The sequence below is a fragment of the Candidatus Viridilinea mediisalina genome (assembly GCF_002532535.1).
Classification (GTDB): domain Bacteria; phylum Chloroflexota; class Chloroflexia; order Chloroflexales; family Chloroflexaceae; genus Viridilinea; species Viridilinea mediisalina.
In genome coordinates this window covers 25698-41550 of the sequence record NZ_NQWI01000038.1, presented here as the reverse complement: position 1 = coordinate 41550, position 15853 = coordinate 25698, and the positions used below count along the sequence as shown (strand labels likewise).

At 58.7% G+C, this 15853-nt stretch carries 4 protein-coding genes; 1 reads left to right on the top strand and 3 read right to left on the bottom strand.

Annotated elements, in window-relative coordinates; translation table 11 throughout:
- Positions 1–254: 254 nt before the first annotated feature.
- Complete coding sequence (locus CJ255_RS10235) at positions 255–1370, top strand: LBF_2804 family protein (RefSeq protein ID WP_097644006.1); 1116 nt, start codon at positions 255–257, stop codon at positions 1368–1370.
- Here CJ255_RS10235 and CJ255_RS10230 read toward each other — a convergent pair.
- From CJ255_RS10230 to CJ255_RS10210, 3 genes are all read right to left on the bottom strand, one after another.
- Positions 1339–1878 (bottom strand): LOG family protein, encoded by a 540-nt coding sequence (locus CJ255_RS10230; RefSeq protein WP_097644005.1) that lies wholly within the window; start codon positions 1876–1878, stop codon positions 1339–1341. The genes CJ255_RS10235 and CJ255_RS10230 overlap by 32 nt on opposite strands.
- A 523-nt stretch (positions 1879–2401) precedes the next feature.
- Positions 2402–3181 (bottom strand): LPXTG cell wall anchor domain-containing protein, encoded by a 780-nt coding sequence (locus tag CJ255_RS23510; RefSeq protein ID WP_165774658.1) that lies wholly within the window; start codon positions 3179–3181, stop codon positions 2402–2404.
- 290 nt (positions 3182–3471) lie between these two features.
- Positions 3472–15714 carry an SdrD B-like domain-containing protein gene (locus CJ255_RS10210; protein ID WP_097644002.1) on the bottom strand — a complete coding sequence of 4081 codons (12243 nt, stop codon included), beginning with the start codon at positions 15712–15714 and terminating at the stop codon, positions 3472–3474.
- Positions 15715–15853 lie beyond the last annotated feature (139 nt).

The following is a 15853-nucleotide window of genomic DNA, read 5'->3' as shown; positions in this document are numbered from 1 at the left end:
TTGCCATGGGATGCCGACTAAAGTCGGCACTCCAACTGTAAAGCTGAAAGGCCGTTTCTGAAACCATGTCTTAGCGCAAAAAAGTTCTGGGCTGCGACGTTGGCTCGGTGGCTTCGACAAGCTCAGCCAACGTCGCGGTGGCTTCGACAAGCTCAGCCAACGCGACGCCCCTCTACGAGCCCAGAGCTTCTTCGCGCTAACGATTTTTTTGCTGAGGGCTTCCCAAAGCTCTGAAAGACGATACTTCCTCCTTCATGGAAAAACTCTACCGCTACATTTTTGACCGCTTTCCGCTTGAGGTGCGTAAGCAGACGAGTGGCTTGCACACACTTGATCGGCAAGAGCAGGACGAACTGCATTCCTTGCGCCGCGTCGTGATGATCGTTGGCTTCTCTATCTCCATCATCAGCAACTCATTGCTCTTTCTGGTCTACTACATCTTTCCGCAGTTGTTTCCGGTGGTGAGTGTCACCTTGCCCTTCTTTGAGCAACCCATCAGCCTTGAGCCAGTCTTTTGGGCCTGGATTGGCATCATTGTGGTCATCGAGTTGCTGCTGTTGATCATCCTGAACCTCTACAGCGTGCATCGTGTGGCGGTGGTGACCGGCTTTATCCATGCCAACAGCCGTGCAACCCGGCGTGATGCGGTCATGGAGGTGGCGCTTCAGACCCCGGCGCGCGAATTGGCTAACTATGGGATCGATCCCTACCAAGGGGTGAATCGGCTGGGCCTCTGGATCTTCAATAGCATGTTGAAGCTCAAAGGAACGATTACCCACCGCATTGTGCGCATGCTGCTCTTGCGTATCTTGGGCCGTTCGGCTTTGCGCTTAGTACTTGATTTTAGTGGCGTCCCAGTGTATGGCACCATCAACGCCCTTGCGGCCCGCCGTATCCAGCGTGAAGCGCAGGTGCTGATCATGGGCCGGGCCATTCTCAACCAGATCAAGCCACGCCTGCCCGCTGGCCCACTTGATCGCGCCGGCGAAGATCTGCTGTACGACACGCTTCAATACATTGCGATCAGCAAACGCGACTACCATCACAACCATTTGTTGCTGACCCAGATGTTCTTGGAACACTACGGCATCGCTGCACGCGAACGCCACCTGCTCGAACCTGGTTTTGAGCAACGTTTGCAAGCCGCCCCTCACGAATTACGTCAACTCACAACCCTCATCATCCTCTTAGGCTTCATCTTCGACGGCTACATCTCGTGGCGCGAACGCATAAAATTAGCGGCCCTGCAAGGGGCCGCGTTGGTCGAAGAGGAGGCCGCAGAACTTCAGCGCTATACCCGTGATTTCTTAGCCGGTCAAGGCTTAGACGACCTGATCGCTAGATATTTGCCAAGCGATCCATCAGGCTAGGCACATCAGGACAGACCTCGAAGAGATCAAAGTGGGAGGGCTGAATAAACTGGGTGCGGTTCACATGGTGAAAGAAGGCGAAGAGCGGTTCATAGAAGGCGCCCACATTGAGGAAGTAGATCGGCTTGTTGTGGTAACGCAACTGGCGCAAGGTGAGCGTTTCGAGTACCTCTTCAAGCGTGCCAAAGCCACCCGGTAGGGCCACAAAAGCATCGCTACGCTCAAACATGATCGCCTTACGCTCACGCAGTGTTTCGGTAACCACCAACTCGGTGACTGTCGCAAGACCCTGTTCACGCTCCACAAGATTACGGGGAATGACGCCAACCACCTCGCCGCCATGCTCAAGCGCCGCGCGCGCCGCATCCCCCATCAAGCCAATACTCCCCCCGCCATAGACGAGCCGCCAGCCCCGGCTGGCAAGGGCAATCCCGAGTTCCTCGGCTGCCGCAGTGTACATGGGGTCGGCACCGTGGCGCGCCCCGCAATAGAGACAGATGGTACGCATGTTTAGGATATAGGATATAGGATATAGGATATAGGATGTAGCGCAAAAGGGTAGAAGCACGGTACACCGTACTTCTACCCTCTTTTAGCTATCGGCCTTTCGGCTATCGGCCTTTCGGCTATCGGCCTTTCGCCTATCGGCCTTTCGCCTATCGGCCTTTCGCCTATCGGCCTTTCGCCTATCGGCCTTTCGCCTATGCCTTTCGCCTATCGGCCTTTCGCCTATCGGCCTTTCGCCTATCGGCCTTTCGCCTATCGGCCTTTCGCCTATCGGCCTTTCGCCTATCGGCCTTTCGCCTATCGGCCTTTCGCCTATCGGCCTTTCGCCTATCGGCCTTTCGCCTATCGGCCTTTCGCCTATCGGCCTTTCGCCTATCGGCCTTTCGCCTATCGGCCTTTCGCCTATCGCCTATCGCCTTTCGCCTTTCGCCTATCGCCTATCGGCTATCGCCTATCGCCTATCGGCCTTTCGGCTATCGCCTATCGGCCTTTCGCCTATCGCCTATCGGCCTTTCGGCTATCGCCTATCGCCTATCGGCCTTTCGGCTATCGCCTATCGCCTTTCGGCTATCGGCCTTTCGGCTGGGGCGAACCACAAAGAAGCCGATCAGCATCAGCACGAGGCCCGCCATGGTCAAGGGCAGCAACCCAACACCATTGCCACCAGTCTGGGGCAGGGTGATGGGCACAACCACTTCGGGTGGCAGCTCAGGCATGGGCTCAGGCATGGGGATGGGCTCAGGTTCAGGCATGGGCATCGGTTCGGGCATCGGGGCCGGTTCGAGCGCAGGGCCCATGATGTAGAGGTGAACCACAACTACGTCATTGCCCCACACGCGCACGTTCTGCGGCGCGGTTGCCGCTTCACCCTGCTCCGCACGGACGTGCAGTGCCACATTGTAGACTCCCGCACGCACCCAGAGATCGTAGTTGCCATAGGCATCGCTGGCGACCGTTTGGCCCCCAATCACCACCTCAATCCCTGGCTGGGGCGCGCCAGTGCGTAGATCAATCACAGTGCCGGTAATCCGTCCCCAGGCAGCCGGTGCCGGCGCAGGCGCAGGCGCACTCGGCTCAGACGCGGGCGGCGGGGCAGGATCGGGCTCCGGCTGGGGCTCCGGCTGGGGCTCCGGCTGGGGCTCCGGCTGGGGCTCCGGCTGGGGCTCCGGCTGGGGCTGCTCCACCGGGGGCCGATCAGGGGGGGCATCTTGGGCAAAAGCCGCAACCGGAGCAAAGGCGAAGACCATGGCCATTGCGATCATCACACCGACGATCCATGCGAACTTCGTGCGTTGTCGTTGCATAGGTGGCTTCTTTCTTTACAAGAACAGAAGAACGGAAGAACAGGGGAACAGAAGAACAGAGGAACGGAAGAACAGGGGAACAGAAGGAGACTACGCTACCTGCGCCCCCTCTCCCACAACGTGGGAGAGGCGGTGCCCTGAGCTTGCCGAAGGGGGAAGGGGGGTGAGGGCCATCTAGGGCATTCCCAAACCCTCTCTGTGCTCTCTGTGCCTCTGTGGTGAATTCTCTGTACCTCTCCAAAACCTCTGTGCGCTGGCTTCGACAAGCTCAGCCAGCGCACTCTCCGTGCCTAGCGCATCGGGATCGAACTGGGGTCAACCGTGGGCAGATCGGCGGGGGCCGTGCCCGGGATGACGTTGATGTCGCGCTCGAAGCGGTTGTTCTCTTCGTTGCTCTCGCGTACCGCTCCGTTCGGATCAACCTCACCAGTATCCACGTCACGGTTCCAACTATCTACGAAGGCGTAGAGCTTGTTGGCACCGTTGGCGAAGTAGCCAGGCCAGATGCTGACGCTGGGGGCGAAGCCGTTCGGAACGTCTTCGCTACGCGGCTCACTCACCAGCACGCGCTCCTCACCGGGCTGCAGCGGGGTGACAACGTCCCAGGCAATGCCGTAGAAGTGTTCCGGCACCGCTAGGTCGTTCCAGCGCTGGTTGACGTTCGGCGCCGCACTGGGGTTGACGTAGAGGTCTACCCAGAAGCCGCTCGCCGGGGCGTCGCCGTCGTTGCGGATGGTGACTTCCACCCGCGCTGCCGTGTAGCCCTGCGGTTCGCCGGGGATGACGTTAATCGCCGTCACCACCAGGTCGGGCAAGCGCTCCGGCTCCGGCTGTGTTTCCGGTGCCTTAGCAACCAGCGGTAGGTAGACGTAGAAGGTGGGGTCTTCTTCCGTGATCTGGACGAAGCCCTGGTTCACGTCAACCACAGTCTGGCCCGCCGTCAGCGTGATGTTCCGCACGAGACCAGCCGTACCCGTCGCCTCGTAGCCTTCCGGCGTCACGAAGGTCAAGGTCGCCGCGCCCGCAGGCAGGTTGGTGAAGCTGTAGCTTCCATCATCACCAGTGATTGCCTCAGGCGTAAGCCCGCCGATGCTCAACCGCACCACCACACCAGCCAACGGAGCCTCACCTGCGTCACAGGTGCCGTTGCGGTTCGTATCCACACAGGTGCGGCCAGCGATACCCGCAGGCTCTGCAAGCAACTCGGCGAAGCCCTGGTTCACGTCGGTAACCGCCTGGCCCACCGCCAGCGTGATGTTCCGCACAAGCCCTTCAGTCCCCGTCGCCTCGTAGCCTTCCGGCGTCACGAAGGTCAAGGTGGCCGCGCCCGCAGGCAGGTTGGCGAAGCGGTAGCTGCCGTCCTCACCCGTGGTGGCGTTGGCGGTAAAGGCGTCGCCACCTTCCACCGCAATGCTCAACTGTACCTGCACGCCAGCGAGGCCAGCCTCACCCGCGTCACAGACACCGTTGCGGTTCACGTCTACACAGGTCGTACCAGCGATGCTGGCAGTCTGCGGCACCAGGGCGACAAAGCTGCGGTTCACGTTCTCCACAGCCTGACCCACCGCCAAGGCGAAGGGGGCAGGGGCTGTGCCGGTGGGCTCATAGCCCGCCGGCGTGGTGAAGTTCACCGTAGCCGTGCCAGGAGGCAGGTTGACGAAGCTGTAGCGTCCGTCGTTGCCCGTAGCGGTGCTGGCGGTGAAGGTGGTGCCATCCTCAAGCGCAATGCTCAACTGGACAGCCACCCCAGCCAGACCCGCCTCACCTGCGTCACAGGTGCCGTTGTCGTTCGCGTCCACACAGGCCAAACCAGCGATGCTGGCGGTCAACTCAACCGCAAAGCCCTGGTCCACGTCGTCCACTGCTGCACCCGCCGTCAGATCAAAGGCTGCTGGCGCATCGTGCGTGGGCACGTAGCCCGCCGGCGTGGTGAAGCTCACCGTGGCAAGACCCGGAGGCAGGTTGCTAAAGCTGTAGCTGCCATCATCACCCGTGGTCGTGTTGGCAACGAAGGGCTCAGTTGCCCCCACCACCGCGATGCTCAACTGCACCGCCACGCCACCCAGTGCCGCCTCGCCCGCATCGCGGACACCGTCGCGGTTCGCGTCCACCCAGGTCTCACCAGCAATGCTGGCCGTCCCACGCAGGGCCACGTCAACCCGCTGCGGCGGATCCTCAGCACTCAGGATGGTGACAGCAGCACTGGTGAAGCTGTTCGTCCCGTTGCTGATGAAGACATAGCCAGTCGGCGCCGTGAAGCGCAGCGTGTAGGTGCCCGGATCAATGTTGTTGAAGCGGTAGTTAATCGCGTTGGCCGTAGCCGCCGTCGCGGTCGTACTCACTACGGTGCCATTGCGTAGCAACTCAACCGTCACATCAACCACACCGGGCTCACCCGCAAACTCACCATCCTCATTGAGGTCGAGCCAAGCGAAGCCACCAACCGAAGAGACCTGGAAGAAGCCAATGTCAGCGAGCGTAGCCGGAACACTCGTACCCGCTGCGGGCAGCGGCGTCGAGCGCATATAGCCCAAGGGCGGCTCGGCACTCACAACGTGGTAGGCATTGGCAGCCGGCACACCAGTAATGGTGTAGGCGCCCGTCGCATCCGAGGTCGCGCTCATCGTCGCCACCGTCGGGGTGAGCGTGCTGGTCGCAGTGACCATCACCGTCACCACCACACCCTCAAGGCCGGGCTCACCATCATCGCGGATACCATCAGCATTCAAGTCTTCCCAGACCATACCGCTAATGGTGTTGTTACCAACGAAGCCTGCATCGATGTGGAGGATAGCGCGGCTGGGGGCCACGGTGAAGTTATCGGTGCAGAAGTCGGCATTGATGTCGCTATTACCCTCAGCCGACAGCGGGCCAACCCGTTCGGCAGCCACAAAGCCAGTGGGCACGCCCACGAAGCAGATGCGGTACTGCGTGTAGGGCAAGGGGGCCGGGCCGGTCGGCACGAGGCCGGAGAAACTGAAGCCACCCTCAAGGTCAGTTGCGGGCCAGGTCTGCACCAGCTCGTCACTGGCACCATCAATTCCGATCAACTGCACCTCAAGCCCCTGCATCAACGGCTCACCCAACTGATAGAGACCATCACGGTTGCTGTCGAACCAGGCCCGTCCGGCGATGCTACTCGGTCGGTAGAAGCCGAAGTTCAACAGTTCAATGATATCGCCACTGGAAACATTGGCAATCTCACGAATCTCCTCATTGCCCGGTGAGCGGCTGTAGGTGTCTGGCGTGGGTACACGCAGCGTGTAGCTGACAACCGCCGGACGCACGGTGAAGGTCACGTAACCATCGGCATCGCTCAACGGAATGGTACCCACCGCCGCCGGGCTGAGCGTCGCCTGAATCCCTGCCAAGCCCACCTCACCAGCGTCGAAGCTGTTGTTGACCGTTACCTCCTCATCGAAGAGGCGCAGCGTGATCGTGGCGTTCTGGTAGTAGCCCTGGTAGTAGTTTGCACCATCAACGGCTACGAAGGTTGTGTCATCAGCATCCACCAAATTGCTATGCGTCGCGTTGTAGGTCGTCGGATTCCAAGGCGGCGTTGCCGTCGGCGGCGTGAAGGTCAGCGTCGTGATCGTACCATTTGGTAGACCATCGAAACCGTAGTTGCTCGCATCGCTCAACGTGCGCGTGATGGTCGTCGAGGCGAGGTAGGGCGACACAGTGGTCTGGAAGGTCAACTCAAAGGTCATGCCATCCAGCGTAGTTTCACCGCCTGCACGCACGCCATCAGCATTGGGGTCAATCCAGGCGTCACCGCTGATCATCCCCCTACCCTCCATCGCCGCGTTGCGCGTCTCGGGGGTACCCGACTCGACAACGATGTTGGCGGTGCGGCCATTGCCGAAGGCGTCAACAAGCGTTGTATCCACCGCATTGTCGTTTTCTGCCGTTGCCCTGAACTGGAAGTTGGTGGCATCGGGGTTGACGAACTCAACGACGTAGGTGTTGGGTGCGACATTGAACTCGTACAAGCCACTTGCGTTGGTTGTGTCGGTCAGGATGGGCGTATTCACATCACTGGCCAAGCGCAGGGTCACCGTGACACCGGACATCCCTGGGTTGCCAGCCAGCCAATCGTTCTGGTTGCGGTCGAAGAAGACCGTACCAGTAATGCGCGCCTGCTCGTAGTAGCCCTGGTTGATGGGTTGCGGGGTGGCATCGTTCAGGGTACCCGTGACGACCGGGCCATTGCTCGCGGTTGTTGCCGTGCTAGAGATGGTCGGTTGCCAAGTCAGATCAGGCGGCGAGAAAGTCACCGTGAAGGTACCGGTGCCAGAGCCAGGCAGGTTCGGAATGGTGTAGTTTGGATCAGCAGCAGCCGTACCATCACTGGTAACTTCGCGGTTGATCGTGGTCACCAAGGTAATCCCGGAAGTGTTTTCGAAGCGCACATCGTGGATGAGATCAACCGTAGCACCAGACAACGCAGGCTTGGTGCCCACAGTGCCATCACCATCAGTATCCACAAAGACGCGACCAATGATGCTGCGCACCCCAGTGAGGCCCGTCACCACATCCTCAGTACCACCCGAGTTCACAGTGAATGGTTCACTACTCGCCCAGTCCACCACAGTGGTATCACTCAGAATGCTATCGCCAGCAAGGACGAAGGTGAACTCAGAAGGAATCGGGTTCTGCACACGTACCACAAACTCACCGGGCGGCAGCGCTGTGGTCGTCGTGAAGCGGCCCGAGGCGTCGGTGGTCAACGTCTCGTCCTCATTATGAGTAACGTTTCGCACCTCAACCGTGACACCCTCAACCACACCTTCACCAACCTGGCGTTCCGTGTCGTTGTCGTTATCAAACCAGACCACACCCTGAACCGTGACCGACTGGACGTAGCCCTGGTTGATGGGCGGCGTCGTGTCGTCAATGGTAATGTCGGTAGCAAGCGGCCCGGCGCTATTGGTGGCCGTGGCTGGCGTCCCTTGCAGGGTTGGCAGCCAAGCGGGCGTCACAGCAGGCGCGGTGAAGCTCACCACCGCCGTTTCTGTACCCGATGCGGGCAGGTTACCAATGGAGTAAAGGCCAGAGGCATTACTCGTTGCCGTGCGCGTGATCACGGTGTCGAGTACCACCCCACCCGTATTCAGGTTGACGGTATGGGTCAAGTTGACCGTCGTGCCATTCACCCGATCCGTCTCGGTGGCTTCCAAGATGCCATCACCATTGGTATCCACAAAGACCGTACCAGTAAGCGTGCGCACACCGGTCAATCCAGCATTGCGTTCAAGCGTCCCGCCCGAAGGCACTGCCAACTGCGACGTCGAAGCGACATTGGCGCTAACAGCATTCAAATGGCTCTCTGCATTGTTGAGCGTCAAGAAGTTGTAGTCATCCACACTCGGGTTGGGCACACGGATCATGATCTGGCCAGGTGGAATCTGGCCGGTGCTGGTGTAGAAACCATTCACCGTCGTGACCGTATGGCTAATCTCCGGGCTGCTCGATACGTTGACAACGTGTACCGTAGCGTTGTCGAAGAGACCCTCGCCAACCTCGTAGGTGTTGTTGGCGTTGTTATCGAACCAGACGCGACCCGTGACCGTAATCGGGCTGGCGTAGCCCTGGTTGAAGGTGGCGTCGCCAGTTAGCGTGCCGTTCACGACCGGGCCGTTGCTGCGAGCGGGATCGTTGGGCGTCGCCACCGTCGGGACAAGCAGCGTCGTGGTCGGAGGGGCGGTGAAGGTCAGGGTGAAGCCACCTGTGCCAGAGCCAGGCAGGTTGGGGATGGTGTAGTTGGTTAGCGCCGTGGTGGTTGGCGTGAACTCACGGTTGATCGTGGTGGTCAGCGTGACTTGGCCAGCGGCAACGATGTTGACCGTGTGGGTCAGATTGACCGTAGCGTTGTCCAGCCGCTCCTTCGTACCCACCAAGCCATTGCCATTGTCATCAAGGAAGACGGCACCGCTCATGGTGAAGGTACCACGGAGACCCACGTTACGCGTCTCAGCAGCACCCGAAGCGAGCGCGAACTGCGGCGTGAGACCACGATTCAGGCCGTCCGTGCCAGTAATCTGACTCTCAGCATTGCCCAACTCAAGGAAGGCGAAGTCGTCAGTGCTGGGGTTGGGCACGCGCACTTGAAGCTCACCAGGGGCCAAGGTAGCCTCGTACTCTCCGTTGGCATCAGTGCGTACCGTCGTCGTCAGATTGCTCGTCAGGTTGACGACATGCACCTCGGCGTTCTCGAAGAGACCCTCGCCGCCTTGGTAGGTATTGTTGTCGTTGTTATCGAACCAGACCCGCCCGGTCACCGTGACAAGCTGGACGTAGCCCTGATTGTAGGAGATCGGCGTTGTCGCGGCGGTAAAGGGAACCGGAGTGGAAGGCGCATTGCTAGCATTGGGGTCATTAACAAAAACGGTCTCCACCCAACCAGCAGGCGCGGTGAAGATGAGGTCTTCAATGTCGCCACTAGGCAGGCCGGTGAAGGAGTATATCCCCGTCCCACCAACCGGATTTGCCACCCGCGTAACCGTAATCGGCGCATTGTTTGTGCCAATGGTGCCCGTGAGGGTCAGCGCCACCGTCGCACCAGGTAGCGCAGGCTCGCCGCCTTCAATGAGGCCGTTGCCGTTGCTATCCTCCCAGGCAAAGCCAACCACACTGCCGATACCAACCACGGCAGCGTTGAACTGCTCTTCATCACCCGAATTCACGGTGAAGGTAGCGGTACGGCCAGCGGCACCATCCAGCGTGTCAACATCGTTGTTGCCGCTCACGGTATCGCTGTAGGCGAAGGTGGCACCGGGGCTGTAGAACTGCACCGTGTAGGTAAGCGGCAGAACGTTGTTGAAGATGTAGATACCACTCGCATTGGTCGTCGTCGTCACAACAGGCGCGAGCGGAGCGCCAGCCTCGCTGCGTAGCTCGACCGTCACGCCAGCAAAGCCGACCTCTAGCGCATCCAACACATTGTCTTGATCACTATCGAACCAGACGGTGCCGGTAATGATCGCAGCGCGGGCATAGCCAAAGACATTGGTTGTACCTGGCTCAGCGAGCTCAGTCTGGCCATCCGTGCTACCGCTCGCCAGGGTGAAGGTACCGGAGATGATCGGGTTGCCTGGCACGGCGAGGTAGTTGGTGGGGGTCACCACTTCGAGGGTGTAGCCACCGGGGGGCAGGTTGGCGAAGGTCGCAATACCACCCACACCAGCAGAGGTTGTCGTCAGCGGATCGGTGGTGAAGATGCTGGGCCAGTTGGCAGCATTCAATGTGCCACTACCATCATAGCTCAGACGTACTTCAGCAGCCGGGTTCGTCGCTGGTTCAGTATCCTGCCAGACATTATCGGGCGGCATGGACTGGTCTTCAAAAACCCGCGCTGTGATGGTGATCGGCTGGTAGTAGCCGTGGTTGAGGATTGCACCAGTATTCGCAACGAAATTAGTCGTTGTAAGAGGCGCAACACTATTGCCACCAGCGATACCAAGCGCCGTGGGTGTCCATGCACCCGCTGGAGGCGCGGAAGTGTTGCTTAGATTCCCTCCCGGTAGGCCGGTGAAGGTGTAGAAACCCGAAGATGTGATGGGGTAAGAACTAGTCACTGTTGGCGCACCAAGGGGGAAGAGTGAGGAAGAAGGCAAGGTGAGGGTCACCGTCACCTGCGCCCCATCCAAACCAGGCTCACCAGCAGATTCACCATCACCATTCTCATCATGCCAGACTAAGCCGACAACCTCACCCGTGCCCTCCATCGCCGCATTGCGCGTCACCGTGACGCCCGAAGCAACGGGGAAGGGATCGGTACGGCCATAGTCAGCCAAACCAATGGTAGTCGTATCGGTGACGCTGTTTTGCGACAGAGCGCCCTCGCGGAACGCGAAGTTGGTTTCATCCGGGTTGATGAAGTAGACCGTATAGGTGTAGGGCAGCAGGCCAGTGAAGGTGTAGACACCCAAGTTATCGGTCTGTGTAAGCACGTTGGATGGACGGAAGGGATCGCCAAGCGTAAACGCATCGCCATTCTCATCGCGCAACTCAACTGTCACGCCACTCATCCCTGGCTCACCCGGATCAAGGCTGTCATCCTGATCAATGTCGAACCAGATCGTACCGGTGATGGCGGCTGCCTCGACATAGCCAAAGACATTGGTGGTACCAGTCGTCGCCGGGGCAACCTCGGTCAACGAACCTTGGCCACTCTCAATCAGGCCGGTATTCGTAAAGCCTTGATTACCAGGCACCGGCAGGTAGCCCGTCACCGTGTCGGGGTCAACACTGATCCGATACTCGCCCGGAGGCAGGTTGGTAAAGGTAACAAGGCCAGTAGAGACCACGCTGTTTTGGCTGAGCGTCGCACCAGCCAGCACGGAGGCCCAATCGTTCAAGAGGGCACCAGTGTAGGTGAGGTTGACAGTGGCCGCAGGATCAACCCCTGCTTCCCCATCGTCCCACTGGTTGGCGGGCGGCACACTCGCGTCCACAAAGACACGCGCCGTCACCGAGATGGGCTGGTAGTAGCCGTGGTTGAGCGTGCCGGTGTTGGGCGCAGTGAAGGAGATGTTGGTGCGGCTCGGCGCAGCACTGTTCGTTGTACCCAAACTCACCGTCGGTGCCCAACCAGGGGGTGCAACAGAGGTGGTGTCGTAGTTGCCACTGGGCAGGCCGGTGAAGGTGTAGAGGCCCGTGGCATCAACAGTCTCAGTGCGGGTAACCGTTACTGACGAAGCAAGGAACAGCGAATCGACCGTAAGGGTCACCGTCACCGCAGCACCATCCACACCAAGCTCACCAACATCAAGCTGGCCATCGCCATCCAAGTCTTCCCAGACGGTACCAGTAATCGCGCCGGTACCTCGCAGGGCGGCGTTAAGTTCGGCACCGTCACCCGAAGCGACCGTGAAGGCTTCGGTGTAGCCAAGGGCCACCGTGGTGGTGGTTACACTGTTGTCACCAGCGGCACCCAGACGGAAGGCGAAGTTGGTGGTATCCGGGTTCTCGAATTCGATCGTATAGGTGAAGGGCTGGACATTGGTGAAGGTGTAGAGGCCCGAAGAGTTGGTCGTAGTGACGAACGAGGTCGGGCTGAAGGTAGCGCCAGCGACAGCACGCAGCGTCACGGTCACACCCTGCACGCCGGGATCATTGTCCAGCAGATCGTTCTCATCGCGGTCGAAGAAGACCGTACCGGTAATCGTTGCCGGGCGAACGTGGCCAAAGACGTTGGTGGTACCGGGCTCAGTCGTCTCCGTAGCCAAGAAGCTACCACTGGTAATCAACTCGGTCGTAGTAATGCCCGTATTAGCCGGCACGCGCATGTAGCCAGCCGGGACACCTGTTCCTACCTGATAGGTACCAGGCGGGAGGCGCAGGGAGGTTGCAAAGGTTACAATGCCACTCTCAGCAAGCGTGCCATCACCAACCGTGTTGGCTGTCGCCGTGGTGGTCAAAGGCGAACCAGCCCAATTCAGCGAACCGGTGTAGGTAACGAGAACAAGATGACTATCAATCCCCGGATCACCCAACTCCCACTCATTGAGCGGCGGCATGCCGCGATCTTCAAAGACGCGGGCGGTGAGCGTAATAGGCTGCACGTAGCCCTGATTGAGGACGGTGGGCGAGACGGGATCGGTAAGCACCAGCGCCGACCCATTAATGGGGCCATGGCTAGCAGTTATGCTTGTCGTCGCCCCAGGCACCGTGGGGAAGAAATTGGTGGAATCAGACGGCTCAAACTGGAGCGCATAGGTCACACCATCACCAAAGACCAAGTTGGTCAGGGTGTAGTTAGGTGTTCCCCAAGGGCCAGTATCCAGTGCAGTAGTGGTGGTGGTGTAATCGGCAACCAAACTCGGCAAGTTGACGTTGACCGTCACCGTGGCCGTACCCTCATGGAGGAGGTCATTCAGACCAGGCCCTGCTTGGTTGAGTGTCCCGGAGCCATCCACGTCCTCAAAGATGAGGCCAGTGACGCTACCGAGGGCACGGAAGCCGGCGTTAACGCCATGATTAGTTGTCCCCGAACGCAGCGTAAAGGTAGTCTCCCCCGTAGAGGTGAGCACATCACTCACTTCAAGGCTATTGGTCAGGGGCAACGTCGGACTAACCGTATCCTGAGCAACAAACTCAAAGATCGTGTCGTTAGGATTGATCACCGTAACGGTATAGGGGCCGGGAGGTACCTGGGTAAAGGTGTAGAAGCCCGATCCATCAAGTAGCGTTGCCACTTCAGCGTTGAAAGATGTCAAGCCACTCTGCAGCGTCACCGTCACGCCGCGCATACCGGGCTCATTACGACCATCATCACGTGCATTATCATTGGTATCAAAGAAGACCTTACCCCCAACCTCGGTAAGGGCGAAGAAGCCGGCGTCTACGCCATTGTTGGTCGGCAACTGAACGTCAGGAGTAAAGACAGGCGTATACCAAAGGTGAGTTGTATCAGTAAAGGGCGTGGCAAGGACATCGCTATAGTCAACAGTGCCACCTTCCTCTGCCGGATCGACCGGATTGCTAACGGGAAGATCAGGGCGAGTAAGGTCAATCGGACTCGGCCTAAAATCCTGCCAATCACTCGGCAAACCGGTAGCACTACTCAACGCAAAGGTGGCATAGTACTGCACTGCAAGCAACGTCTCGGGCAGGGTATAGACGCCAGAGGCATCAGTGGTCGTCGTATAGACCAGTGAGCCAGTGGCAGCGCGATAGAGGCTGACGGTCACGCTCTGAATGCCCGTTTCGCCAAGAGCTGGAGTGAAAATGCCATTACCATCATCATCAATGAAGACCTGGTTACCGACGCGGGTACGGATGATGGGGAAGTTCGCGTCATCAACAACGGCACTACTACCAGGAGCGTTAAGCACTGCTGTGGAGGTGTAGAACGAATTCGTACCGCTCAACACAACTGTGTCGGTCAATACACCATGACCCTCTAGCCTACCACCGGGAGCAAAATTGTCTTGGTGGAGGGTGATGGTATATGCTTGGCCCAAGGTCAGATTGTCAAAGAGGTAGCGACCAGATGAATTAGAAGCAAAATCGAACCTCGTCGTGGTTGTTATCTCACCTGAATCACAGATACCATTACTATTGGCATCAACACAGAGAATGATATCATCGAGGCCCAAACCTGTCTCTGTGGCGATATCAATGGCATTGTTGCGATTCAGATCGTACCAGATCACGCCACCAACCGAGCCACGGTAGAAGCCAAACCAAGCATCGTCGGCAACATGGGAGCCACCAGCAATATCGGTATTGGTAAGGGAGACACTTGCAGTGACAACACTACCTGGGCTCATCACGCTATTAGCGGGATTGCCCTGACTACCGCTAACCGTAATTGGCGAAGTAGCCGTACCATCAAGTGGAGCATCTCCCGCAAACATCGTGCTCGAAATACGCACGGTATAGTCGCCAAAAGGCACACCGCGGAACTCATAGAAGCCTCCGCGTTCACCTGGACCAACGATGGATCGGGTTTGTGTGACAAGCGTAGTCCCCCCACCTACAGGAACCAACTCAACCCTAACAGATTCATCCCAGTCAGTTTCAGCGGAGTCAAGCAGACCATTGGCATTACTATCACGCCAGACATAGCCACGCACGGCCCCACGCGTGAAGCCGATGCCAATCTCTTCAGTATTTCCACCAGTACCGCCATCAGGAACAGATGCCCTCAGATTACCATCAACGATGGTGCCATTGGAGTTAAGATTTTGCGGCCTTTCGAAGACAACTAAGTCCGGGGGGAAATCGGGATTGGGAATACTGCTAACATTAAGAGGCGAGAGCGCATAGCCTAATGGCAGACCATCATCAACCCGCACAAACAGATTGGGGGTTGTCGGCGCTGCGGGGAAGTGGTAGAACCCATTACCAAGGTAATCAGCTTGGGCAACGCTCGGAACCAAAGTATTATCGCCAGTCACCAAGCGCAGGGTCAAGCCCTCACGTCCCGGCTCGTCCGCATCCTGGATACCATTGCCATTCAAGTCGTCCCAGACGCGCACCACGATGCTGCGGGTATTGGCAGGGGCAGTGGTAGTGTGTCCAGTCTCAACCGGAGGCGAGCCAGTCACATTACGCAGACCCATATCGATCTGCACAGGCGCACCCGATATTTGCACAAAGCGCACCAGCGTATTGCGCTGACCGCCAGCGTCAGGGCCAGGCACAGAGATCACACGACCAGCAGGCGGCACATACTGGAGGCGGTAGAAACCATTAGGAAGGGTAGTCACCGTCTCACTAGTTGAGACCGGACCAAGGCTTACAAGCTGGTTATCGATAGTGCGGATAACCAGAGTACCACCCGTCAAGAGTGTTTCACCACTCTGGTAAGCACCATCGCGATTCTCATCAAGATAGAGGCGGAAGTTAATCCCACCCGCCGACTGCGCATACGCCACACTGGCCGGCCCGAGCAGAGCCATGGGAGTAGCGCCAAGAACAAGGAGCAGAACAGCCATAAACGTCAAGAACGGACGAACGAGGTGGGCAGTTGCGCGGCGGGTGAAGCTGCGCAGTCGTTGAGCAGAACTTCGGCTCGATGACATACTGGACTCCTTAGTACCTAGCGGATACTCGTGGCTTGTGGACGGGGGGAGGCGGGGAGGCGTGAGGCGATGAAGCGATGAAGCGTGAGGAGATGAAGCGTGAGGCGCAGCACCGAAACTTTCTTATGTTACCTTGCGT

Excerpts from the sequence above, each read along its gene's own strand:
- CJ255_RS10210 (WP_097644002.1), bottom strand. The coding sequence starts at position 15,714 with ATGTCATCGAGCCGAAGTTCTGCTCAACGACTGCGCAGCTTCACCCGC.
- CJ255_RS10235 (WP_097644006.1), top strand. The coding sequence starts at position 255 with ATGGAAAAACTCTACCGCTACATTTTTGACCGCTTTCCGCTTGAGGTG.
- CJ255_RS23510 (WP_165774658.1), bottom strand. The coding sequence starts at position 3,181 with ATGCAACGACAACGCACGAAGTTCGCATGGATCGTCGGTGTGATGATC.
- CJ255_RS10230 (WP_097644005.1), bottom strand. The coding sequence starts at position 1,878 with ATGCGTACCATCTGTCTCTATTGCGGGGCGCGCCACGGTGCCGACCCC.